This is a genomic window from Streptomyces sp. NPDC046831 (assembly GCF_040645305.1).
Classification (GTDB): domain Bacteria; phylum Actinomycetota; class Actinomycetes; order Streptomycetales; family Streptomycetaceae; genus Streptomyces.
In genome coordinates this window covers 166,217-190,569 of the sequence record NZ_JBEYXZ010000010.1, presented here as the reverse complement: position 1 = coordinate 190,569, position 24,353 = coordinate 166,217, and the positions used below count along the sequence as shown (strand labels likewise).

The following is a 24,353-nucleotide window of genomic DNA, read 5'->3' as shown; positions in this document are numbered from 1 at the left end:
CCGCACGACGCGATGACCGCCGAGCCCGCACCCGCGGCATAGGGTGGCGGGCATGACATGGCTGATCACTGGCGGAGCCCGGCACCCCGGTCTCTCACGAGTCCGCCGGGCCCTCGGGGGCGCGGCGGCTCCCTCTCCGACCAGGGAGTTGTCCGATGTACTTCCGTGGCCGCTCACTGAGTCGCCGCATGCCCGGACGGGCGGTCGCCGTGACGGTGTTCGGGCTCTCGCTCGCACTGTCCGCGTCGTCGGTGCAGGCAGCGGCGCTCGACGACGGCACCCGGGGCCGCACCAGCCGCCCCGGTGTCCAGGACGACGGTGATCCCGCCAAGGGATTCGCCGCCAAGACCAGACCCCGTCCCGCCGACCCGGCGCGCAAGGCCGCGGTCAAGGGGCTCGACAAGGCGGTGTGGCCCAAGCAGGGCGGCGCCGAGGTGAGGCTGGGGGCCACCGCGGAGGCGGGCGGCCTGCCCGTCACGGTCACGGAGGCCGCCACCGCGGGCAAGACCGCTGGCAGGGCCGCCGGGAAGAGCGGGAGCTCGGCCACGGCCCGTGACTCCGGGGCGCCCGGCAAGGTGCGCGTCGACGTCCTCGCCCCGCAGCGGGCCGCGAAGCTCGGCGCCGGCGTGCTGCTCGGCGTGCAGCGAGCCGACGGCACGGGTCAGGCCGCCAAGGTCCGCCTGACCGTCGACTACTCCGACTTCGCCGAGGGCTTCGGCGGCTCCTATGCCTCCCGCCTGCGGCTCGTCCAGCTGCCCGCGTGCGCCACCGTGGCCACCCCGGGCAGCAAGGACTGCCCGCAGCAGCCGACGGTGCTGCCGACCGTGAACGACGTGCGGACCGGGACCGTCTCCGCCGACGTGACCGCCGCCCCGGCGCCCGCCGGCGGCGTCTCCACGATGGCGGCCACGGCGACCTCCCTGGTCGCGGTCGCGGCGGGACCGTCCGGTGCGCAGGGCACGTACAAGGCGACCGCGCTGTCGCCGTCGGCGAGCTGGACAGTCGCCACTTCGTCGGGCGGATTCAGCTGGAACTATCCGCTGCGCACCGTCCCGACCCCGGGCGGCATGGTCCCCAGCGTGGGCCTCGGCTACTCCTCCCAGTCGGCGGACGGCCGCACCTCGGCCACGAACAACCAGGGCTCCTGGATCGGCGAGGGCTTCTCCTACGACCCCGGCTACATCGAGCGCCGTTACAAGCCGTGCTCCGACGACGGTCACAGCGGTTCGGGCGAACAGTGCTGGGCTTTCGACAACGCCACCGTGATGCTCAACGGCTCCTCCGGTGAACTCGTCAAGGACGACACGACCGGCAAGTGGCACATGTCGAACGACGACGGCACCAAGGTCGAGAAGCTGACCGGCGCAACCAACGGCGACGACGGCGGCACGGACGACAAGGGCGAGCACTGGAGAATCACCACTCCGGAGGGCACCGAGTACTACTTCGGACTGAACCGCCTGCCGGGCTGGGCCACCGGGAACGAGGAGACCAACTCCGTCTGGACGGCCCCCGTCTTCGGCGACGACTCCGGTGAGCCCTGCTACAACGCCACCTTCACCAGCGCGTACTGCAAGCAGGCGTGGCGCTGGAGCCTGGACTACGTCAAGGACACCCACGGCAACGTGATGTCCTACTTCTACGAGCGCGAGACCAACTACTACGCCCTCAACGGCAAGACGGACGTCAACGGCACCGCCTACGACCGCGGCGGCTACCTCGAGCGCATCGACTACGGCCAGACCGACGGCACGGTGTACGCGGCGAAGGCCCCGGCCCGCGTCGTCTTCAACACCGCCGAACGCTGCCTGCCGACCGCCGACTTCGACTGCGCCGAGAGCAAGCGCACCAAGGCGAACGCCTCCCACTGGCCGGACGTCCCGGTCGACCAGGAGTGCAAGTCCGCCACCAAGTGCACCTCGCCCGTCCAGACCTTCTGGACGACCAAGCGGCTGACGTCGATCGTCACGCAGATGCGCAAGGACGCCACGACCTACCAGGACGTGGACGCCTGGACGTTCACCCACCTGTTCACCGACAACGGCGACGACTCCAAGACGCTGTGGCTGTCGAAGATCCAGCACGAGGGCCGCGCCGGCACCGCCGAGAAGCTGCCCACCGTCGACCTCTTCGGCGAGCAGCTCGCCAACCGCGTCGACGCGATCGGCGACAACATCGCGCCCTTCCACCGCTTCCGGCTCTCGATGGTCCTCAGCGAGACCGGCGCCCAGCTCGACGTCACCTACGCGCCCACGGACTGCAGCAAGGACGCGCTGCCCAAGCCGGGGGAGTCGGTCAAGCGGTGCTACCCGGTCAAGTGGGCCCCGCCGGGTTACATCGACCCGATCACGGACTGGTTCCACAAGTACGTCGTGTCCGCCGTCATCGAGACCGACCGCACCGGCGGCAGCGACTCGATGGTCACCCGGTACGACTACCAGGGCGACGCGGCCTGGCGTAAGGCGAAGCCGGACGGCATCACCGACGACAAGTACCTGACCTGGGGCGGCTGGCAGGGCTACGGCAAGGTCAAGGTCACCAGCGGCACGTCCGACCAGCAGACCACGCGGGTCGACTACACGTTCCTGCAGGGCATGGACGGGGACAAGGCCGCCGACGGCTCCACCCGGTCCGTGAAGGTGAAGGACTCCACCGGCGCCGAGTACACGGACGCGGAGGAGTTCACCGGTCACGAGCTGGAGGTGGCCACCTACGACGGCGACAAGCTCGTCTCCAAGACGATCGCGCCGCCCTGGAAGCACTACACCGCCACCCAGACCAAGAGCTGGGGCACCACCCGTGCGGCCATCGTGAAGCCTCAGCTGGGCCGCGGCTTCGACCTCAAGGCCGACGGAACCTGGCGCGAGACGAAGAAGACGACGACCTACGACACCGCCAATGGCACCGGGCGGGTGTTGGAGATCGACGACCAGGGCGACGTCTCCACCACCAAGGACGACACCTGCACCCGCACCACGTACGCGGACAACACGGCGAAGAACATCCTCTCGCTGCCCGCGCGCAGTGAGTCGGTCTCCGTCCGTTGCTCGGCCACCCCGGACCGCAAGACCCAGGTCCTGGCGGACGAGCGCACCTCGTACGACAACCTGGCCTTCGGCGCGGCCCCGACCAAGGGCGACGCGACGAAGACCGAGCGCCTGACGGCCCACGACGGCACCACGGCGACGTACCAGGTCACCGGCACCACGACCTACGACGCCTACGGCCGCCCGCTGTCCCAGAAGGACGCCAGGCTCAACGAGACGAAGACCGCCTACACCGAGACCAACGGCCTGCTGACGAGGACGACCGTCACCAACGCGCTCGGCCACGTCACGACCACCGACTACGCCCCCGCCTGGGGCATGTCGGCCGGCCAGACCGACCCGAACGGCAAGCGGACGGACCTCGCCTACGACGCGCTGGGCCGGCTGACCTCGGTGTGGCTGGCCGACCGGGCCAAGACGCAGACGCCGAGCATCAAGTACTCGTACAACGTCCGCAAGGACAAGGTCACCTCGATCAAGACCGAGAAGATCGAGAACGACGGCTCCTACGGCGCCGAGTACCAGCTCTACGACAGCCTGCTCAGGCCACGCCAGATCCAGACCGAGGGCGCCGACGGCACCCGCATGGTCGCGGACACGTTCTACGACGGCACCGGCAACCTCAAGAAGACCAACTCGACGTACAACGCGGCCGGAGCTGCCTCGGACGAGCTGCTGCTGGTGCACAACGGCGAGGTAGGGGCGCAGAGCCTGCTGGAGTACGACGGCCTGGGCCGGACGACGGCCGAGATCTTCGCGGTGTCGGGTGTCGAGCAGTGGCGCACCACGACCACCTACGACGGCGAGCTGACCCACGTCGACCCGCCGACCGGCGGGGTGCCCACGACGACGATCACGGACGGCCAGGGCAACACGGCGGAGATCCGGCACTACCGGGGCTCGTCGCCGGGCGCGGGCGTGCCGTACGACTCGACGAAGTACACGTACACGCCCGCGGGCAAGCTGGAGACGGTCACCGACGCCAAGGGCAACGTCTGGCGCTACGAGTACGACCAGCTGGGCCGCAAGACGAAGTCCGTCGACCCGGACGCGGGCACCTCGCGCACGGAGTACGACGAGCTGGACCGGCCGGTCGTCGCCTACGACGGCCGCAACAAGAAGACCTCCACGGTCTACGACAAGCTCGGCCGCGTCCTGACGACCTGGCAGGGCGACCCGGACACCGGCACCAAGCTCACCGAGACCAAGTACGACAAGGCGGGCTGGCTGGGGCAGGCCTACGGCTTCCTGAGCTACGTCTCCCCGACCGAGTACTTCGCCACGGCCGTCCAGTCGATGGACGACTTCTACCGCCCGCTGAAGACGGCCTACCAGGTCCCGGCGTCGCAGGGTTCGCTGGCCGGCACGTACGTCTTCAGCACGACCTACAACCGCGACGGCACGGTCCAGGGCTCCGGCCTGCCCGCCATCGGCGACCTGCCGGCGGAGGCGCTGACCTACACGTACGACTCCCTGCAGCGTCCGGTCACGATGACGGGCACCACCTCGTACGTCACCAACACCCTGTATTCCAAGGACAGCGGACTCCAGCAGCTCGAGCTGTCCACCGGCAGCGGCAAGAAGGTCTGGCAGACCTTCGACTACGAGAAGGGCACCAACCGGCTGACCCGCTCGGTGGTCGACGTCTACGGCGCGACCGCCCCGGCCAAGGAGTCGAACTACTCCTACGACCAGGCGGGCAACGTCCTGTCCATCGCGGACACGGCGAACTCCGCCTCGCCCGACGTGCAGTGCTTCGCGTACGACAGCCGGCAGCGGCTGGCGGACGCGTGGACTCCGGCGTCGTCGGCGGCGGACGCGGCCGGCACGGGCTCCCGCGGCTCCACGGCGCCGCTCGACGGCACCGGCCCCAAGGCCTGTGAGGCGGCCCCCGGCGCGAGTGCGCTCGGCGGCCCGGCCCCGTACTGGAAGTCCTACGAGACCGACGCCATCGGCAACCGCGTCTCCGAGACGATCCACGACACGGCTCTGGACGCGGCGAAGAACAGCACCCGCAGCTACGAGTACGGCGGCGCGGGCGCCCAGGGCGACGGCCCGCACCAGGTCACCAAGGTGACGGAGAAGACGCCCACCGGTGACCGGCAGTCGACGTACGAGTACGACGACGCGGGCAACACCACCAAGCGCACGATCGGCGGCAACGCGCAGTCCCTGGCCTGGACGGACACGGGCAAGCTGAGCGAGGTCACCGAGGCGAACGGCGCGAAGACGACGTACCTGTACGACGGATCCGGCAACCGCCTGGTCCGCAAGGACCCCGCCGGCACGACCGTCTACCTGCCCGGCACCGAGCTGAAGCTCTCGGCGGACGGCACCAAGAAGGAGGCCACCCGCTACTACGAGTACGCCGGTCAGACCGTTGCGGTGCGTGGCGGGGGCAAGCTGTCCTTCGTCGCCTCCGACCACCACGGCACCGGCGAGCTGGCGATCGACTCCGCGACCGGGGCGATCTCCCAGCGGCGCTTCGACCCCTTCGGCGTCGAACGGGGCGAGAAGACCGGTACCTGGCCGGGGGAGAAGGGCTTCGTCGGCGGCACGATCGACGCCTCGACCGGGCTGACGCACCTGGGCGCGCGGGAGTACGACGCCCAGATCGGCAAATTCATCTCCGTCGACCCGATCATCGACTACACCAGGCCGAGCCAGATCAACGGTTACGCGTACGCCGACAACACGCCGGTGACGCTGTCCGATCCTTCCGGACTGGAGAGCTGCTACCCGTACTCGTACTGCTCGGCTTATTCAGGTACCTACACGAAGGAGAGTGGCGACAAGGGCGTCGACGATGCGCAGTCGAAGGTCGACAAAGCATCGGCAAACGTTGCGTCGGCCCAGGCGCAGCAGTCCTCCGCCAAGCAGCGCATCAAGTCGGCGGGGAAGGCCCTGGTCAAGATCGTCCGGGACATTCTCGGCGTGGACGCGGCCCTGGACTGCATCTCCAGCGGAGACGTCGGAGCCTGCGGTGAAACCCTGCTCAACATCGCCGGCAGCTTCGCGGGCGGCCTGGCAGGCAAGATCCTCGCCAAGTACGGCGCCCCATGGAAGTGGGCGAAGGGGCTCAAGCTCGCCAAGCGGGTGACCAACCTGGTCGGCGATCTCATCGGCGGCGCGAAGGACCTGTGGAAGGCCAACAAGGCGGTCGGCAAGGCAAGAGCCGGCCTAGCCAAGGCCATGGACAAACTGGCAGACGCCAGGAAGAAGGCGGCGGAGGCTCTCAAGAAGAGGACCAAGTCCGAACCCGAGTGCCACAGCTTCCTGCCCGGCACCAAGGTGCTTCTGGCCGACGGCACAACCAAGCCCATCGAGAAGGTCGCCGTCGGTGACAGGATCGTCACCACCGACCTGACGACCGACAGGACGACTGTTCGGGAGGTCGCAGGCACCATCGTCACGGAGGGCGACAAATCCTTTGTCGACCTCGTCGTCAAGGGCAAGACCGGTAAGCCTGAGGCTCTGATCGCCACGGCGACCCATCCCTTCTGGGTGGACTCGAAGGGCGAATGGATCAAGGCCGGTGCTCTCAAGCCTGGCATGAAGCTGCGCACCGCCTCCGGCGCGACGGTCGAACTGACGGCGGTCAGGCACTTCGAGAAGCAGCAGCGTACGCACGACCTCACTGTCACAGGGATCCACGCGTACTACGTATTCGCTGGTCACACGCCACTGCTGGCGCACAACTGCGACGTGGCACTCGGGCAGAAGGCCGAGGGTACCTACCAGTGGGCCGAGCAACAGGGCTACAAGCACTTCCGCGACTACGGCGCCGACGAGTGGCAGGGGCCGGTCGAGAACGCGATCAGGGACTCCTCCGTGACCTTGCATGTGAACACCAGGGGTCTGGGGCACTTCGCCGACTCCGCCAAGGCGGGACTGCAGCCTGGGGCGCACGCCACTGACATGGAGATGGGCTGGATAGCCAGAGCCGTGGCCAACGGTGAACGCTCCTGGTCCTCGGTCAAGTTCTATCGTCCCGGCAAGGGCGGAGCTCTGGAATCCTTCGACGTCGCCGAGCCCGACTGGGCTACCTTCGGCAGGCTTCGTCCCTTCATCTCCGACGCCAAGAAGTTCTGCAGCTGTTGATGCAAGGAGGTTGTGACCATGGAGACTCCCGGCGAAGACCTCTACCCGGACATCCACGACAAGGGAGGTCTCGTTCCCGCCTTGGAAGCAAAGGCGAAGAGCGAGGTGATCGATCTGGGAACGGTCACCAGTCCGTACCCGGCGGGGCCTGGCTGGTTCTCGACGGCCCAGCTCGAGTCGAGCCGCGGGCGGATCACCGTGGAACTCGACGGCCGGAGCCGGACCTTCCACCTAGGGATCCAGGGGGAGGGGTTCTCCTGGGCCCATGGGGCCACGGACGATTTCCAGGAACTGGTGGAGGCACTGGCCGCGTGGCGCGCGGGGATGCGGGTGGCTGACTTCACCGACCGCTTCCCGTTCATCAGCCCCGGTCGGCTGGCCAAGGTGCACGAAGCGGACGACCCGACGTCGGCACAGTGGGCCTGGCTGTTGGGGGCGGAGGGGTATGAAGTCGAACGACCTCTGCTCAAGGCGGTGCACGATGACGGCCGCTTTCGTACGCTGTTCCCCACCCTCAGTCACGGAACCCTCCGACTCAACTGGGCCGGCGGGCGACAAGGGGCCCGGGAACTGCACATCACCCCCCTGGCCGGTGGCGGCTACCAGGTGGAGGACACGGTCGGTGCGGGTCCCAGGGTCGTGACTTCTCTCCCGAAGGCCATCGCAGCGGCTGCCGAATCGCTGACCAGCGGCTGACACGGGACGCTTGCAGACGGGGCCCGGTTTGACCCCCCAAGCCGGGCCCCGTAACCTGGACCGTCGGCGTGTCCGCTGACGCGCCGCATCCCGTAAACCTCTTCCTCCCGGACACGGGCCGACACGTGCTGTGACCGGGAGAGGCCGTCCGCGTGTGACGCAGGGCTGCTGGACTGCGGGGTTCCGTTCCGAGCGAGAGAGTGAGATCCGCGTGTACGCCATCGTGCGCAGCGGTGGTCGCCAGCACAAGGTTGCTGTCGGCGACATCGTTGAGGTTGACAAGATTTCCACCGCCAAGGTCGGCGACACGGTCGAGCTCTCGACCCTGCTGCTCGTCGACGGTGACGCCGTGACCAGCGACCCGTGGGTGCTGGCCGGCGTCAAGGTCCAGGCCGAGGTCGTGGACCACCACAAGGGCCAGAAGATCGACATTCTGCGCTACAAGAACAAGACCGGCTACCGTCGTCGGCAGGGCCACCGCCAGCAGTACACGGCGCTCAAGGTCACCGAGATCCCCACGGCTGCGAAGTAAGGGACTGAACAGAGATGGCACACAAGAAGGGCGCATCGTCCACCCGGAACGGTCGCGACTCCAACGCCCAGCGGCTCGGCGTGAAGCGCTTCGGCGGTCAGGTCGTGAACGCCGGTGAGATCCTGGTCCGCCAGCGCGGCACCCACTTCCACCCGGGTGCGGGCGTCGGCCGTGGCGGCGACGACACGCTGTTCGCGCTGCAGGCCGGTGCGGTGGAGTTCGGCAGCCACCGTGGCCGCAGGGTCGTGAACATCGTTCCGGTCGCCTGAATCTTCTGATCCAGGCGTCGACCGAACGCCACGCGAGGCGGACCTCACTTCCCGGGCGGGAAGGCGGGTCCGCCTTTCGCGTGTTACGCAGGAAAGACACCCGTACGTACGCTATCTGTACGTACTCGAGTACCGAAGTGCTGGAGGCACCCCACCATGACCACCTTCGTGGACCGCGTCGAACTCCACGTCGCCGCGGGTAACGGAGGCCACGGCTGTGCCTCCGTGCACCGTGAGAAGTTCAAGCCGCTCGGCGGCCCGGACGGCGGCAACGGCGGACGCGGCGGAGACGTGATCCTCACCGTCGACCAGTCCGTCACCACCCTCCTCGACTACCACCACTCCCCGCACCGCAAGGCCACCAACGGCAAGCCCGGCGAGGGCGGCAACCGCTCCGGCAAGGACGGCGAGGACCTCGTCCTGCCGGTGCCGGACGGCACGGTCGTGCTCGACAAGGCGGGCAACGTCATCGCCGACCTGGTCGGGCACGGCACGTCCTTCGTCGCCGCCCAGGGCGGCCGCGGCGGTCTCGGCAACGCGGCCCTGGCCTCGGCCCGGCGGAAGGCGCCCGGCTTCGCCCTGCTCGGCGAGCCCGGCGACCTGCGGGAGGTCGTCCTGGAGCTGAAGACCGTCGCCGACGTGGCGCTGGTCGGCTACCCGAGCGCCGGCAAGTCGTCGCTGATCTCCGTCCTCAGCGCGGCGAAGCCGAAGATCGCCGACTACCCGTTCACCACCCTGGTGCCGAACCTGGGCGTGGTCACGGCCGGCTCGACCGTCTACACGATCGCCGACGTTCCCGGCCTGATCCCGGGCGCCAGCCAGGGCAGGGGCCTGGGCCTGGAGTTCCTGCGGCACGTGGAGCGCTGCAGCGTGCTCGTGCACGTGCTGGACACGGCGACCCTGGAGTCCGACCGCGACCCCGTCTCCGACCTCGACATCATCGAGGAGGAGCTGCGGCAGTACGGCGGCCTCGACAACCGCCCGCGGATCGTCGTCCTGAACAAGATCGACGTCCCGGACGGCAAGGACCTCGCCGACATGGTCCGCCCGGACCTCGAGGCGCGCGGCTACCGCGTCTTCGAGGTGTCGGCGGTGGCGCACCTGGGCCTGAAGGAGCTGTCGTACGCGCTCGCCGACCTGGTCGCCCGGGCGCGCGCCGCCAAGCCGAAGGAGGAGGCGACGCGGATCGTCATCCGGCCGAAGGCCGTGGACGACGCCGGCTTCACGGTCACCCGCGAGGACGACGGGCTGTTCCGGGTCCGCGGCGAGAAGCCCGAGCGCTGGGTGCGGCAGACCGACTTCAACAACGACGAGGCCGTGGGCTACCTGGCCGACCGTCTCAACCGCCTCGGTGTCGAGGAGGAGTTGATGAAGGCGGGTGCCCGGTCCGGCGACGGCGTCGCCATCGGCCCCGAGGACAACGCGGTCGTCTTCGACTGGGAGCCGTCGGTCATGGCCGGCGCGGAGATGCTGGGCCGGCGCGGTGAGGACCACCGCATGGAGGCGCCCCGCCCGGCCGCGCAGCGCCGCCGCGACCGGCAGGCCGAGCGCGACGAGGCCGAACGCGACTTCGACGGCTTCGAGCCGTTCTAGCCGGGCCGGCCCGGCCACGACGGCCGGGTCCGGCCCGGCCCGGCTCCGCCCGGTACGGTCCGCACGCCTCCCGTGCGCCGGGTCGCGTGGCCTGAATCCACCAGGAGCCTGGGGCCCATCTCGGTCCCGGGCTCCTGCCAGTCCCGGTCCGGCCATCACGGTCCGGCCATCACGGTCCGGCCCGGCACGGTCCGGCCCGGCACGGCCCGGCACGGTCCGGCCAGGCCCGGTCCTGGCCCGGTCCGGCCCCGCCCGGCCCGGGCCGGTCCGCACGCCTCCCGTGCGCCGGGTCGCGTGGCCTGAATCCACCAGGAGCCTGGGGCTCATCTCGGTCCCAGGCTCCTCTCAGTCCCGGCTCAGAACGAGCGCCTACCGTCTCGTCACCGTGAAGATCCCCGCGCCCGCCAGGCGGGGCCGCCCCGCGCACTCATGGCGGGCGCCCGCCGGGCAGGCCCGTCGCGCGCGCCCGCGCCCGGGGGCAGGCCGGCAACCGCGCAACCTCACCCCGCACCGCCGGCCCGAGCCCCGCCGCAGGCACACCGGTCTGCACGAGACCGGCGCCACCGCGATCCGGGCGCCCCGTCCGTCGCGAAGGGCGCCCCGCGGCCGTGCGGCGTCGCGGTCCCGGTGGTGTGCGGACGGCGGAACCGGGTAGGCGACCGACGCGGGGTCGACTGCGCGGACGGCCGGCGCCGGACCGGACGCCCGGCCCGGCCGGGTCACCGTCGCGGTGCCCGACGACGGGGACAGGGAGGGGCCGATGCGGGTCCGGCGGGTCCTGGAGGCGCTCCCCGGCCCTCCCGGCGGACTTCCACGGCCCGCGCCGGGCCCGGCGAATCCGTCCCCGGCGTCGCCGGCACCGAAATGCCACGGAAACTCAATGGGGAATTCCGCGGCAATGCACTTCCGGACGAGCTGTATTCGTGACCCCTCCGTAACGGCGCGGTCATGCATATGAAGAACGCGTGCAGTCCGATCCCCGGGCGCATGGATCACCACCCCGTGTACGCCGCGCCGGGCCGCCGGCGCCGTCGCCGGGACCGGTGCCGGGCGGGCGCCGCGCGTTCGGCGGCCGGGCGCACGGTCGGCGGGCGACACGGACCCGCCGACCGCCGTGCCGCCGCCGGCCGCCGCGCCCCGCCGCCGCCCCACGGACGCGACCCGTGTGCCGCAACGGGCCATCGGCCGCGGGTCCTTACGGAGCGAGCACGGGCCGAACCGGGACGGCCGGGGCGCCCGGCCGGTCGAGCATCCCGCCGGTTCCCCGGGGCTCGCCGCCTGCGGAAGGCAGGGGCGACCGCGGGCGGTCGGACCGGTCGCGGCGGCGCCCCGGCGCACGGACCGGCCGCGGCGCCCCGGCGCACGGACCCCCCGCGGCGGCGCCCCCGCCGGGACGGCGGCCGCGATGCAGCCGGGTTCGGACCGCGGCACGGTGACCGGAGCCGGACCGGGGGCGCGGTCACGGCGAGCCGCCGGTTCGTCACGCACCGCCAGAGAAGGCGTCACGTACGGCAATCACAGGCCCTGTGGAGTTACTCACAGGAATTCCAGAGCTCTTTGTGAAGGGCTTCGCCCGCCCGTCGGCACCCCAAGGTGAATGACGGGTTGCGCGCGCTTATGCGCCGGACGTCGCTCACCTTGCACAGCGGTAACCGAAAGTGGGAGCATTTCCGAGTTCCCGTTGCCCCAAGGTAGGTCATCTGTGTCCCAGCACATAGCCAAGCCCCGTACCACCGCAGTGATCCTGGCCGGTGGTACCGGTCAGCGCGTGGGTCTGTCGATCCCCAAGCAGCTGCTGAAGATCGCCGGCAAGGCAGTCATCGAGCACACCCTGACCACCTTCGAGAAGGCGGACTCCATCGACGACGTCATCGTGCTGATGGCACCGGGCTACGTGCCGGACGTCGAGAAGATCGTGGCGAAGGCCGGGTTCCGGAAGGTCTCCCGCATCATCGAGGGCGGCGCGACGCGGAACGAGACCACCGAACGCGCCATCGCGGCCCTCGGCGAGGGCCGCGCCGAGGGCGAGGACGTCAACGTCCTCTTCCACGACGCGGTGCGGCCGCTGCTGTCGCAGCGCGTCATCGACGACTGCGTGACCGCCCTGGAGCGCTACCAGGCCGTCGACGTCGCCATCCCGTCCGCGGACACCATCATCGTGACCCGGACCCACGGTGAGGACGGCGAGTTCATCACCGAGATCCCGGACCGCTCCCGCCTGCGCCGCGGCCAGACGCCGCAGGCCTTCAGGCTGTCCACCATCCGCCGGGCCTACGAGGTCGCCGCCGGCGACCCCAACTTCCAGGCCACGGACGACTGCTCCGTCGTGCTCAAGTACCTGCCCCACGTGCCGATCCACGTGGTCGCGGGCGACGAGTACAACATGAAGGTGACCCAGCCCGTCGACGTCTTCATCGCCGACAAGCTGTTCCAGCTCGCCTCGACCGCCGCCCCCGAGCAGAACGGCGAGGAGGCCTACCGCGAACTGCTCACCGGCAGGACGGTCGTCATCTTCGGCGGCTCCTACGGCATCGGCAAGGACATCGCCGAGCTCGCCCGGTCCTACGGCGCGCACGTCTACGCCCTGGGCCGTTCCACCACCGGCACCCACGTGGAGAACCCGGAGGAGGTCGACGACGCGCTGTCGAAGGCGTACGGGGAGACCGGGCGCATCGACTACGTCGTCAACACCGCGGGAGTGCTGCGCATCGGCAAGCTGGCCGAGACCGACAACGCCACCATCGAGGAGGCGCTGAAGGTGAACTACCTGGCCCCGGTGCAGATCGCGCGCTCGTCCTACAAGTACCTGGCCGAGACCAAGGGCCAGTTGCTGCTGTACACCTCCAGCAGCTACACGCGCGGCCGGGCCGAGTACAGCCTCTACTCCTCCACCAAGGCAGCCATGGTGAATCTCACCCAGGCGCTGTCCGACGAGTGGGCCGGCGACGGCATCCGCGTCAACTGCATCAATCCCGAGCGCACCGCCACGCCGATGCGCACCAAGGCTTTCGGCCAGGAGCCCGCGGGCAGCCTGCTGTCCTCCGAAGCCGTGGCGCGCACCTCGCTCGACGTGCTGCTGTCGGAGCTGACGGGGCACGTCATCGACGTCCGGCAGCAGGACCCGACGGCGGTCGCCGGCAAGGGCTCCGGGTTCGAGCAGGCACTGGCCGGCGTGCTGGACCGACAGGACGGCGTGGCGTGATCCACCCCATATAGCCGTTTGCTGTTCAGGCCTCTGTGGTTGCCCGCTGGCGGAGCGCTCACAGGGGCCTGAATGCGTAAGTTTTCCCTATTTACCCCGCACGTCTTATTCCGGCCAATTCCGTATTTCACCCCTTTTCGGCGGTTCAAGGCCGTGCACTGATAAGATCGACAAAACCGGCACCCCCTCCCAGAGCAGGTTCCCCCGTGATATCCACCGCTATTCGCGTCGCCCGGGTGGGCAGCGCGGCCGAGCTGGCCGCGGCGGCCCTCATGACGCTGGGCTTCCCCTGCCTCATGCTGGCCGCGCTCCTGCCGAGCGTGTACGCCTTCGCGGCCGCGGCCGCCGTGACGTACCTGGCGGACCACTATCTGCACCGCAAGGACAGCTATCTGATCAACCGGCTCGGCAGGATCCGTGCCGGGCTCTCGATCCGCTTCCTGATCCGGCAGCTGCTGCTGGTGCTGCTGCTGGCCCGGCTCTCCCTCTCGGACGACCTGACCTTCTACGGCGCGATCGCCTGCTTCATCGCCTTCTACGGTCTCCAGGCCCCGCACGGCGCCCTGGCCACCCTGATCCAGCACCGCCGCACCATGCCGGTGGCCACCCGCAACGTCGACCTCGCCTCGCGCATCCGCATCCCGGACGCGCCCCCGCGGCTGCTGCTGCGCCGCTCCGGCGAGAAGATGCTCCACCTCGACCTCGCGGCCGTCGCGGGCCTGCTCGTCTCCGGTGCCACCGACTCGCCCGCGGCGGGCTTCGCCGGCATCGCCGTCACCCTCGCCCTGGGCGCCCTGTACGTGCTCGCCCTGGTGCCGTACGTCCGGGGCAAGCGGATCCCGCCGAAGGCCGGCCAGGTCCTCGCCGCCCTCGGCGGCTGGCTGCGCGACTACCGGCCCGAGACGGTGCTGTACTTCTCCGGCTCCAAGGACTCCGCCTACCAGGTCAACATGTGGCTGGAGACGATGGAGCAGCTGGACACCCGGCCGCTGATCATCCTGCGCGAGCACGTCATCCTGGAGAAGCTGGCGCCCACCACGGTCCCCGTCGTCTGCGTGCCGGGAGGGGTGCACCTGATGAACATGGACCTGTCCACGGTGCGCGTCACGCTGTACGCGGCGAACGTCGGCAAGAACATCCACATGCTGCGCGTGCCCACCATGAAGCACGTCTTCATCGGCCACGGCGACAGCGACAAGCTGGCCAGCGTCAACCCGTTCAGCAAGGTGTACGACGAGGTGTGGACCGCCGGCCGCGCGGGCCGGGACCGCTACGCCATCGCCGACGTCGGCGTGCGCGACGAGGACATCGTCGAGGTCGGCCGGCCGCAGCTGGCGCCGATCCAGGCCCGGCAGGGCGTGCCCGGGGGCCGCATCCCGACCGTGCTGTACGCCCCGACCTGGGAGGGCTGGGACGACAACCCGGGCAACACCTCCCTGCTGCTCGCGGGCGAGAACATCGTGCGGAAGCTCGTCCGGGCCGACCCCCCGGTCCGCGTCCTGTACAAGCCGCACCCCTTCACCGGCACCCGCAGCCCGCGCGCCAAGGCCGCGCACCAGCGGATCACCGCCCTGGTGGAGAAGGCCGCCGCCGAGCGTGCCGCCGATCCGCGTTTCACCGCCGAGACCGCCGCCCACGCCGAGGTGAAGGCGCAGGCCCAGGCGGACCTGGCCCGCACCGGGGCGCGGCTCGCGGAGCTCACCAGGAGCGCCGACGACCGGGGCGACCAGGCCCAGGCGACCCGCGACGGCCTGGTCGACCTGCCGCGGCACGAGGAGATCGCCCGGCTGCGCGCCGAGTGGAACGACGCCTACTGGCGTTCCGCCGGCAGCTGGCAGCACCGTGTGATCACCGGCTCCGAGCCGCGGCTGTACGACTGCTTCAACGTCTCCGACGCGATGGTCTCCGACATCTCCAGCGTGGTCTCCGACTTCATCGCCAGCGGCAAGCCGTACGCGGTGACGGACTCCGCCGGGCTGGGAACGGAGGAGTTCAAGCGGCAGAACACCGCCGTGCGCGCCGCGGTCATTCTCTCCAACAGCGCGGACGAGCTGGACCAGCTGCTGGCCGCGGTGCGTGACCCCGCCGCCGACCCGCTGGCCGGGGACCGCGCCGAGCTGCGGCGGTACCTGCTCGGCCCGGACGAGCCGAAGTCCATCGAGCGGTTCAACACGGCGGTCGCCCAGCTCGCCCTCAAGGCCGAGGCCCGCAACGTGGGCCAGGCGGCGCGGGCCGCGGCCGCCGGCGGACCGCCGGTGCCGGCCGCGCTGCTGCCCGGACAGCGGGTGGCGTCGGCCGGTGAGACGGATGGCGTGACGGCGGGCTGACGGCCCGGCGCCGCCGCGTGGCCGCCCCGAAGTCCGGCCACGACAGGAACGGCCCGTCCCCGGAGGATCACTCCTCTGGGGACGGGCCGTTCGCCGTCTCCCGCCCGCCCCGTCTACAGTGGTCGGCTGTCCGCCTCCTCTGTGATCCGCGTCACTCGGGTCGAGGGCCGGAGCAACCGGCCATCGGGGGCAGCCGTCTTGCCAACGGGTGACGCACGGAGGGGACGGTCCGTCACGCCGGGGTGGACAGTGGCCGGGGGAAGCAGTGACCAGGGGGACGAGTGACCGTGACGCAGCCTGATGTCAGCGTGATCATCGGGGCGTACGAGGCGATGCCGTATCTGGTGGAGTGCCTGGCCTCCGTCGAGGCGCAGAGCATCGATCCGGAGCGCGTCGAGGTCGTCGCGGTCGACGACGGATCGACGGACGGCACCGGGGCGTGCCTGGACGAGTTCGCCGCCCGCGCGCCGATGGCCGTCACGGTCGTCCACCAGGAGAACTCCGGGGGCCCCAGCGGCCCGCGCAACGTCGGCCTCGCCAAGGCCGCCGGCCGCTACGTCTTCTTCCTGGACGCCGACGACCGGCTCGGGCCCGAGGCCCTGGAGCGCATGGTCGCCATGGCCGACCGCAACGGCACGGACGTCGTGCTGGGCAAGGTCGAGGGGATCAACCGCAAGGCTCCCCGGTCGATGTGGGGGAAGACGCTGGACCGCACCGACGTCTTCTCCTCCAACATCAAGTTCACGCTGAGCGCCCAGAAGCTCTTCCGCCGCGACCTGCTCGAACGGCACGGGATGCGCTTCGACGAGTCACTGTTCACCGGTGAGGACGCGCTGTTCACCATGGAGGCCTACCTGCGGGCCGACGGCGTCTCCGTGATCAGCGACTACACCTGCTACTACCTGGTCGGCCGCGACGACGGCAAGCACGTGACGAAGAGCGGCAGCTACACCCTGCGCTTCGACTCCGCACGCGCCCTGATGGGGCTGATCGCGGAGCTGGTCCCGGCCGGCTCCCGGCGCGACAGCCTCATGGTCCGCCCGTTCCTGGTCACCGTGCTGCCGCAGTTCGGGCCGAACTTCCTGAGGAACAGCGAGGAGGTGCGCGCGAACAAGCTGGCGCTGGCCAAACCGCTGATGGACGCGTACTGGAACGAGGGCGTGGCCTACCGCCTCAAGGTCCACGAACGGCTGCGCCTGCACCTGGTGGCCCAGCAGCGCCCCGATCTCCTCATGGACGTCCTGGAGTTCATCCGCGCCAAGAAGGAGCCAGCCCCCCACCTGGAGAAGCGGGGCACCCGGGCCTACCTCGCCTACCCCCACTTCCGCTCGCGGCAGGCGGGCGTCCCCGACTGGGTCTACCTGGCCGAGCCGCGCGAGGCCCGCGCCGTCCCGGGCTGGCGGCGGACGCCGAGCGCGTCGTTCCTGCGCCGCGCGGCCCGCAGGATCCGGCGGATGCTGCGGCAGCGCCGGCCGGCGTCCGGCGGCCGGGCCGCGGCGGCCTGAGCCACGACCGGCCCCCGGTCCACGACAGGACTCCGGTCCACGACAGGACTCCGGTCCACGACAGGACCCTGATCCACGACCGGCCCGGTCTCCTGCAGGACCGGTCCACGCCAGTGCCCCCGTCCGCGTAGGGACCAACCGCCGCGTGAGCCCGACGGTGCGGAGACCGCGGGCTCACGGGACCGTTCCGCGCTACTCCCGCCCCGGCCGCAGCGCCCGGCGGATCGGCCGCCCCACCGCGCGCCGTGCGCGGCGGTAGACGGACGTCGACGAACCGGACGTGACGGTCCCGGCCCCGGCCGCGGTGGCGGCCTTGGCGCTCGCCCTGCTGCCGGCCAGCTCCCGCCTCAGCCGGGCGTTGTCGGCGGTCAGTTCGGACACCTGCTGGTTCAGCCAGCCGAACCGGGAGGCGAGCGAGGCGAGGTCGGTGTCGTTCCAGGGGCGGATGCCCGGCGGGAAGGACAGCGACCGCAGGCGCTTGTCGAAGGCCGCGCCGCCGTCGCCGTGCGTGAAGGTGTTCTCCAGCCCGTTCTTGTCCAGGAACGCCGTGAAGCGTTCGAAGCGCTCCCGGTGACCGCCGGTCAGCGCGCCGAAGTCGGCCTCCTCGTACAGCTGGGCCGGGTCGATGTCGGCGGGCGTCCGGTCGAGCCGCCGGTGCGGGATGCCGAAGTAGCGGCACAGCTCCAGCGTCCGCGAGTCGCCGCACAGCACGGTCGCCGGCGTGCCCGCGAGCAGCGCGGCGATGTTGCCGTGGATGCGCGAGCCGAACGAGAAGTCGAACTCCCGCAGGTCGTCGATCCAGGTGACCGGGTCGACGTACACGCGGACCTTGTCCTCGCGGTACATCGGGTGGTCCGGGTGCGTGGGCATCAGGGTGATCCGGCCCGCCGGGGAGTCCACGTCCCGCCAGTGCAACTGCCGCGCGTCCGTGGTGTTCTGGCCGATGTAGCGCAGGCGCGGGTAGTGGGCGTGGGTGCGGGTGATGATCCTGTGCAGCCCTCCGCGCACCGCGCTGTGCGAGCCGTTGACCGCGATCCGGGAGTCGGCGGTCAGCGCCGCCGCCCGCTTCTCCACGGTGAGCTCGGGGCCGTACAGGAACATCGACGGGCAGCCGATCACCTCGACGTCCCGGAAGCCCATGTCGTTCAGGTACCGCTCGGTGAACTCGCCGCGCACCCCGATGGACGCGCTGTGGTCCAGCACCGCGGCGCAGAAGTCGCGCACGCTGCTCTCCATGGTCTTCAGCCGCGCCGGGTCGTACTCCACCCCGCTCTGCGCGCCGACGCCGAGGACCACCACCGGGATCCGGAGCTTCCTGATCAGCCGGGTCAGGCGCTTGAGCGGCGCCTCGAACGACGGCCGGAAGGCGTTGGCGAGCGGTACGACGAAGGCGTCGTACTCCTCGTTGATCCGGGCCGCCGCCGCCACGTCCGTCCGCATGCCGTTCGAGACGACCTCGGTGTCCGGCGTGGTGAGGATCTTGTGGGCGGCGTCGCTGAAGATCAGGTTGCCGGAGTTGGTCGCGACGACGTCCCGGTGAATGGCTTCTTCCAGCGGGACGACGTCGAAGGGGCTCTTCCCCGATCGGAGGAGTATGCGCTTGTGGACGGTAGGGGGCACGCCGCTCACCTTAAGTTTGTTGCTTCTTCGATTTCCATGCGGAACCCGCACAACCTTTCTGCCGTACGCGTTTCGTGAGCGAACGGTTACGTGGTCGCTACATGAGCGTCGGTCTCCTCCGCCCGCCCGCGTCGTCCGGCTGCTGGACGGGCGCGCGGCGGGCGATCCGCTTCGCGTAGATTCGGGCGGAGCGGGGCAGCGGAATCCGGGCGAGGGGACGAACGGCAAGGTGGCAGGAGCAAGGCAGGCCGTGCGCGAGGCGCGCAGGATCGTCGTGAAGGTGGGTTCCTCGTCGCTGACCACCGCCGCGGGCGGCCTGGACGCCGACCGCGTGGACGCGCTCGTGGACGTGCTGGCCAAGAGCCGGGGGGACCGCGACAGGGAGATCGTCCTGGTCTCCTCCGGAGCCATCGCCGCCGGACTCGCCCCGCTGGGACTGCGCCGCCGCCCCAGGGACCTCGCCCGCCAGCAGGCGGCCGCCAGCGTGGGCCAGGGCCTGCTGGTGGCCCGCTACACCGCCTCCTTCGCCCGCTACGGCGTCCGCGTCGGCCAGGTGCTCCTGACGTCCGACGACATGAGCCGCCGCGCGCACCACCGCAACGCCTCCCGCACCCTGGACAAGCTGCTGGCGATGGGCGCCCTCCCGGTCGTCAACGAGAACGACACCGTCGCCACGGACGAGATCCGCTTCGGCGACAACGACCGGCTCGCCGCGCTCGTCGCCCACCTCGTCCGCGCCGACCTGCTGGTGCTGCTGTCCGACGTGGACGGCGTGTACGACGGCGACCCGAGCCGCCCGGACACCTCGCGGATAGCGGAGGTGCGCGGGCCGCAGGACCTGGCGCACGTCGAGATCGGCAGCGCGGGCAAGGCCGGCGTCGGCACCGGCGGCATGGTCACCAAGATCGAGGCGGCCGGGATCGCGGCCGCCGCCGGCGTGCCCGTCGTGCTGACCAGCGCGGTGCACGCCGCCGACGCCCTGTCCGGCGGGGACACCGGCACCTACTTCCACCCCACCGGAAAGCGCTCCGCCGACCGGCTGCTGTGGCTCCAGCACGCCTCCGCCCCGCAGGGCGCCCTCACCCTCGACGAGGGGGCGGTGCGCGCGGTCGTCGAGCGCCGCAAGTCGCTGCTGCCGGCCGGTATCGCCGCCGTCGAGGGCGAGTTCACCGCCGGCGACCCGGTCGAGCTGCGGGACGCCTCGGGGCGCGCGGTGGCCCGCGGGCTCGTCAACTTCGACGCCAAGGAGATCCCCCTGCTGATCGGCCGCTCGACCCACGACCTGGCCCGCGAACTGGGGCCGGAGTACGAACGCGAGGTCGTACACAGGGACGACCTGGTGATCCTGCGGCCGTAATGGGCCGAAACGTCCGCCCGCCGGGGCCGTGAAGGTGGGGGACGTTCCGTAAAACCGCCCCACGGAGCCTTGCGGCCTGCTGCACTTTGTGTCGGGGGACCGATTCCGCACGAGGACTGCGAGCACTGCGTGAAGGAGGCCGTCGTGAGACGAGTGCGCCCTGGGGCGGCGTCCCGCGGTGGTGCCGGCGGGTCCCCCTCCCGTGCGGCCGGCGAGGAGCGCGCCCTGACCAGCGTGGCCGCCGGCGCCCACTACGAGGAGCCCCGGGACCTGCCCCGGCTGTGGCATGTCACCCTCAGCGTCTCCGGCACCCAGGCCCCGCTGCACGAGGTGCGGCGCGGCCTGGAACAGCTCGCCCACGACCACCCCTTCCTCCTGACCAGCCGCTACGCCGGCGACCACGCGGAGATCCGCTACTGGGAGGAGGCACGCGACCTGCACGACGCGGCGGCCGTCGCCCTGCGGCTGTGGGGCGAGCACCGGCAGAGCGCGCGGCTGCCGCCCTGGGAGATCGTCGGCCTGGAGGTCATCGACCGCGAGACCTACCACCAGCGCCTCGCGGAGGGCTACGGTCCGCCGCCGGCGACTCCCGTGGGCGTCCATCCTTACTGAGGGGCCGCAGCGGGGCACGCCGGGCACGGGAAACCGTCGTGCTCCGGGTCGTCGTGCCGCGTACCCACCGGGGCGCGCCGGGACCCGCCGGCGTCCCGGTCGCACGCGGTGCCGTGCGTGCCGCCCCGGGCCCGCTCCGGGCCCCGTCCGCAGGGCCACAGGCGGCCACCGGGCCCCGTCTCGGGCCTTGGGATGGTCCGCGAAGGTGCCTGCGCCGCGCACTACCCTTCCCTCATGACCACGCTCTCGCCGTACGACTCGATGTCCCCGGTCACCCGGGCCGCCTACCGCGCCAAGGCCGCCGCCGCCGACCTCGCCCCGCTGCCGCGCGTGGAGAAGGACGACGCGCTGCTCGCCGTCGCGGACGCCCTGGAGGTCCGTACGGGTGAGATCGTCGAGGCCAACGCCGAGGACGTCGCCAGGGCGCGCGAGGCCGGCACCAGCGAGGCCGTCGTCGACCGGCTCACCCTCACCCCGGAGCGGGTGCGCGCGATCGCCTCGGACGTCCGCGACGTCGTGGCCCTGCCCGACCCGGTCGGTGAGGTCGTGCGCGGCTCCACGCTGCCGAACGGGATGGACGTGCGCCAGGTCCGCGTCCCGCTCGGCGTGGTCGGCATCATCTACGAGGCCCGCCCGAACGTCACGGTGGACGCGGCCGCGCTGTGCCTGAAGTCCGGCAACGCCGTCCTGCTGCGCGGCTCGGCCTCCGCCTACGCCTCGAACACCGCCCTCGTCCGGGTGATCCGGGACGCCGTCGGCGGAGCGGGCCTGCCCGCGGACGCCGTGCAGCTGGTGCCCGGTGACAGCCGGGAGAGCGTGCGCGAGCTGATGCGCGCCCGCGGCCTGGTCGACGTGCTGATCCCGCGCGGCGGCGCCTCGCTGATCCGGACGGTCGTCAACGAGTCCACCGTCCCGGTGATCGAGACCGGCACCGGCAACTGCCACGTCTACGTCGACGCCCGGGCCGACCTCGACATGGCCGTGGACATCCTGGTCAACTCCAAGGCGCACCGGGTGAGCGTCTGCAACGCCGCGGAGACGCTGCTGGTCCACCAGGACATCGCGGCCGACTTCCTGCCGCGCGCCCTCGACGCGCTCGCCGAGGCCGGGGTGACCGTCCACGCGGACGAGCGGGTCATGGCCTACGCCAAGGACTCCAGGGCGACCGTCGTCGAGGCCACCCCCGAGGACTGGGAGACCGAGTACCTCTCCTACGACATCGCCGCCGCCGTCGTCGACTCGCTGGACAAGGCCGTCGAGCACATCCGGCTGTGGAGCTCCGGGCACACCGAGGCGATCGTGACCACGTCGCAGCAGGCGGCCCGCCGGTTCACCCAGCTGGTCGATTCCACGACGATCGCCGTGAACGCCTCCACCCGCTTCACCGACGGCGGCCAGTTCGGCTTCGGCGCCGAGATCGGCATCTCCACGCAGAAGCTGCACGCCCGCGGCCCGATGGGCCTGCCGGAACTGACCAGCACCAAGTACGTCCTCACCGGGGACGGGCACATCCGGCGCTGAGGCGCCGCCCCGCACACGCGACGCGGCGGGCTGCCCCGGCACCCGGCGGGCAGCCTCGCCGTCGCATGTCCGTACGCCACGTACCGCGCGGGTGGGCCGGCCCGGAAGCAGAACCGTCTCAGCAGGCGGATGAATTTCCATACCGTCTGCCCAAAATGATCCCCCAGGTCTACTCTGGAGGCGTGCCGGAGGACGTGGGGGGCACGCCGTTCTCTGACGGCCGGGAGCCCGACGACGACCACGACCGCGGGGTGTCGGACGAAGAGTTCGCCTCCGTGGTCCTCGACGAGGCGTTCGTGCGGGCCGCCGTGATCCACGAGCCGACCGCCGTCGAACGCCTGCTGGCCGCCGCGCAGGCCAGAGCCGAGGCCTCCGAGGCGGAGTCCCGCCGGGCGCACGCCACGGGCGAGCGCTACGAGGACGGCTACGGCCCCGACTTCGGCCACGGTTACGACCTCGACGACCTGGACGACACCGACGACGCCGACGACTTCGAGCGCCGCCACGGATTCCCCGGGGCGTACGGCAGACAGGTCCGCTGGCACCGCCCCGTCGCCTGGATGCTCGCCGTCGTGATGGGCGTCGGCATGGTCGCGCTGGCCTTCGTCGCGGTCTACCGCGGGGCGCCCCCGGGCAACGACCGAGACCAGGCCCCGCCGCCCGCCTCCACCAGTCCGGAGCAGGGCGGCGCGGCGATCCCGCCGGCGTCCGCCGGCCCCTCGCAGCCGCCCGTCCCGGCGGTTCCGCGCACTCCCTGAGAGCCCCCGGCGGCCCTGGCGGGATCTGTCGGAACTTGTCGTGTACCAGCGCGTTTACCGGAGCGCGCGGCGACCTACCCTGAAGGTATGGGAGGGCCCGGAGACCCGCCTGAGGGCACACCCGAGGGCGCCCGTGGCGGTGCGGAGGACGAGTTCCGATCCGTCGTCTTCGACGAGTCGTTCGTCCGCGCTGCCCGGCTTCAGGAGTACTCCGCGCAGGAGCGGATGACCGACCACACCCCGGCCGTACGCCGGCGCCCCCCGCTGCACCGCGGCCTGTCCCGGCACGTGCTGGTCCTCGTCCTGCTGATCGCCGTCGCCTTCGGCACCGCGATCTACATGGGCGTGCGGCACCCCTACTCGGCCGCCCAGGCGCGGCAGCCCGCCGAGCCGCTGCGGATGACCGTCGTCCCGCTCGCCCCTGAGGGGCGGGTGCCCGGGACGGCCGACTCCGCCCTCCTGTACGCGCACAGCCCCGCCGCGCAGTTCGCGGTGGGCGCCGAGGGCATCCCGCTGCCCGCCGTCCGGCGCACCGCGCACTTCGCGGAGAGCCAGGTCGTCGCGGCCCTGACCACCGCCAAGGACTACCTCGTCGAGTCCTCCCTCGACCCCGAGGTCCTGCTCGGCGGCCAGGTCCACGTCGTCCGGTCCCTGATCGGACCGGGTCAGCTCGACCAGTTCCAGCAGAGCTTCGAACGGCCCGTCGCCGACGGCCGGCACGCGGCCACCGGATGGCTGGTCCGCTTCGACCCCGCCCGGGCCGAGCTGGCCGACCGCGGGATCCGGGTGCAGGGCACGCTGCGCGCCACCGAGGCCGACGCCGCCACCCTGGAGGTCGCCTCGGACCACACCTTCGTCTACGCGCTGCGGCCGGCCGGCTCCGGCGACGCGGGGCGGGCCTCGCTGTTCACCGTGCGGCGCGAGGTGCGGTTCCGGTTCGACCGCGACGACCTGCGCCTGCACCAGGTCGAGCTGGTCACCTCCGCCGTGCAGGCCGGGCCGCTGTCCTGCGCCGAGGACGCGGCGAACCGGCTGCGGCCGCTCCTGGCCGGCCAGAGCGCCGGGACGGGCGGCCCGGCCGCGACGGACCCCTTCGCGACGGACGGCGCGACGGCACTGTGCGGCTCGCTGGCGCCGAGCGCCCAGCCGAGGGTCTGAACGGCCTGGGGCTCGCCATTCGCCACCCGGTTCAGTCCCGCCCACAGGCCCAGCC

Annotated in this window: 14 protein-coding genes; 13 read left to right on the top strand and 1 reads right to left on the bottom strand. The window is 71.3% G+C overall.

Translation table 11 applies throughout. The features are described 5' to 3' along the window. Positions 1 to 188 precede the first annotated feature (188 nt). From ABZ920_RS12350 to ABZ920_RS12315, 8 genes are all read left to right on the top strand, one after another. Positions 189 to 7,148 carry an RHS repeat-associated core domain-containing protein gene (locus ABZ920_RS12350; protein WP_361502289.1) on the top strand — a complete coding sequence of 2,320 codons (6,960 nt, stop codon included), beginning with the start codon at positions 189 to 191 and terminating at the stop codon, positions 7,146 to 7,148. Positions 7,149 to 7,166: 18 nt separating this feature from the next. Further along, positions 7,167 to 7,844 carry a DUF6193 family natural product biosynthesis protein gene (locus ABZ920_RS12345; protein ID WP_361502286.1) on the top strand — a complete coding sequence of 226 codons (678 nt, stop codon included), beginning with the start codon at positions 7,167 to 7,169 and terminating at the stop codon, positions 7,842 to 7,844. A gap of 211 nt (positions 7,845 to 8,055) precedes the next feature. After that, a complete protein-coding gene (rplU, locus tag ABZ920_RS12340) occupies positions 8,056 to 8,376 on the top strand; it encodes a 50S ribosomal protein L21 (protein ID WP_361502283.1) in 321 nt (106 codons plus the stop codon). 14 nt (positions 8,377 to 8,390) lie between these two features. Beyond that, positions 8,391 to 8,645 (top strand): 50S ribosomal protein L27, encoded by a 255-nt coding sequence (rpmA, locus tag ABZ920_RS12335; RefSeq protein ID WP_361502280.1) that lies wholly within the window; start codon positions 8,391 to 8,393, stop codon positions 8,643 to 8,645. A 156-nt stretch (positions 8,646 to 8,801) separates the two neighbouring features. Beyond that, a complete protein-coding gene (gene obgE / locus ABZ920_RS12330; RefSeq protein ID WP_361502277.1) occupies positions 8,802 to 10,238 on the top strand; it encodes a GTPase ObgE in 1,437 nt (478 codons plus the stop codon). A gap of 1,702 nt (positions 10,239 to 11,940) precedes the next feature. Continuing rightward, positions 11,941 to 13,440 carry a bifunctional cytidylyltransferase/SDR family oxidoreductase gene (locus tag ABZ920_RS12325; RefSeq protein ID WP_361502274.1) on the top strand — a complete coding sequence of 500 codons (1,500 nt, stop codon included), beginning with the start codon at positions 11,941 to 11,943 and terminating at the stop codon, positions 13,438 to 13,440. A gap of 206 nt (positions 13,441 to 13,646) precedes the next feature. Continuing rightward, a complete protein-coding gene (locus ABZ920_RS12320) occupies positions 13,647 to 15,767 on the top strand; it encodes a hypothetical protein (protein WP_361502271.1) in 2,121 nt (706 codons plus the stop codon). Positions 15,768 to 16,048: 281 nt separating this feature from the next. Beyond that, positions 16,049 to 17,272, top strand: a complete 1,224-nt coding sequence (locus tag ABZ920_RS12315) for a glycosyltransferase (RefSeq protein ID WP_361502268.1) — start codon at positions 16,049 to 16,051, stop codon at positions 17,270 to 17,272. 192 nt (positions 17,273 to 17,464) lie between these two features. On the opposite strand, the gene ABZ920_RS12310 is transcribed toward ABZ920_RS12315, so the two are convergent. Further along, positions 17,465 to 18,892 carry a polysaccharide pyruvyl transferase family protein gene (locus ABZ920_RS12310; RefSeq protein ID WP_361502265.1) on the bottom strand — a complete coding sequence of 476 codons (1,428 nt, stop codon included), beginning with the start codon at positions 18,890 to 18,892 and terminating at the stop codon, positions 17,465 to 17,467. A 229-nt stretch (positions 18,893 to 19,121) separates the two neighbouring features. Here ABZ920_RS12310 and proB point away from each other — a divergent pair, with 229 nt between their 5' ends. The 5 genes from proB (at position 19,122) to ABZ920_RS12285 (ending at position 24,298) form a co-directional block, all read left to right on the top strand. Further along, positions 19,122 to 20,249: a glutamate 5-kinase gene (proB, locus tag ABZ920_RS12305; RefSeq protein WP_361502263.1), complete on the top strand. Its 1,128-nt coding sequence runs from the start codon at positions 19,122 to 19,124 to the stop codon at positions 20,247 to 20,249. A gap of 153 nt (positions 20,250 to 20,402) precedes the next feature. Further along, positions 20,403 to 20,861, top strand: coding sequence for a hypothetical protein (locus tag ABZ920_RS12300; protein ID WP_361502314.1), 459 nt, complete (start codon positions 20,403 to 20,405; stop codon positions 20,859 to 20,861). A 234-nt stretch (positions 20,862 to 21,095) separates the two neighbouring features. Next, positions 21,096 to 22,382 (top strand): glutamate-5-semialdehyde dehydrogenase, encoded by a 1,287-nt coding sequence (locus ABZ920_RS12295; RefSeq protein WP_361502260.1) that lies wholly within the window; start codon positions 21,096 to 21,098, stop codon positions 22,380 to 22,382. Between the two features lie 155 nt (positions 22,383 to 22,537). Then, complete coding sequence (locus tag ABZ920_RS12290) at positions 22,538 to 23,140, top strand: hypothetical protein (RefSeq protein ID WP_361502257.1); 603 nt, start codon at positions 22,538 to 22,540, stop codon at positions 23,138 to 23,140. Between the two features lie 87 nt (positions 23,141 to 23,227). Then, on the top strand, positions 23,228 to 24,298 hold the full coding sequence (locus ABZ920_RS12285) for a hypothetical protein (protein ID WP_361502254.1): 1,071 nt from the start codon (positions 23,228 to 23,230) through the stop codon (positions 24,296 to 24,298). The last annotated feature ends 55 nt before the right edge of the window (positions 24,299 to 24,353 follow it).

What these genes read in the sequence shown, in the direction of transcription:
- ABZ920_RS12350 (WP_361502289.1), top strand. Translation starts at nt 189, where the DNA reads ATGCCCGGACGGGCGGTCGCCGTGACGGTGTTCGGGCTCTCGCTCGCA.
- ABZ920_RS12345 (WP_361502286.1), top strand. Translation starts at nt 7,167, where the DNA reads ATGGAGACTCCCGGCGAAGACCTCTACCCGGACATCCACGACAAGGGA.
- rpmA (WP_361502280.1), top strand. Translation starts at nt 8,391, where the DNA reads ATGGCACACAAGAAGGGCGCATCGTCCACCCGGAACGGTCGCGACTCC.
- obgE (WP_361502277.1), top strand. Translation starts at nt 8,802, where the DNA reads ATGACCACCTTCGTGGACCGCGTCGAACTCCACGTCGCCGCGGGTAAC.
- ABZ920_RS12295 (WP_361502260.1), top strand. Translation starts at nt 21,096, where the DNA reads ATGACCACGCTCTCGCCGTACGACTCGATGTCCCCGGTCACCCGGGCC.
- ABZ920_RS12290 (WP_361502257.1), top strand. Translation starts at nt 22,538, where the DNA reads ATGATCCCCCAGGTCTACTCTGGAGGCGTGCCGGAGGACGTGGGGGGC.
- ABZ920_RS12285 (WP_361502254.1), top strand. Translation starts at nt 23,228, where the DNA reads ATGGGAGGGCCCGGAGACCCGCCTGAGGGCACACCCGAGGGCGCCCGT.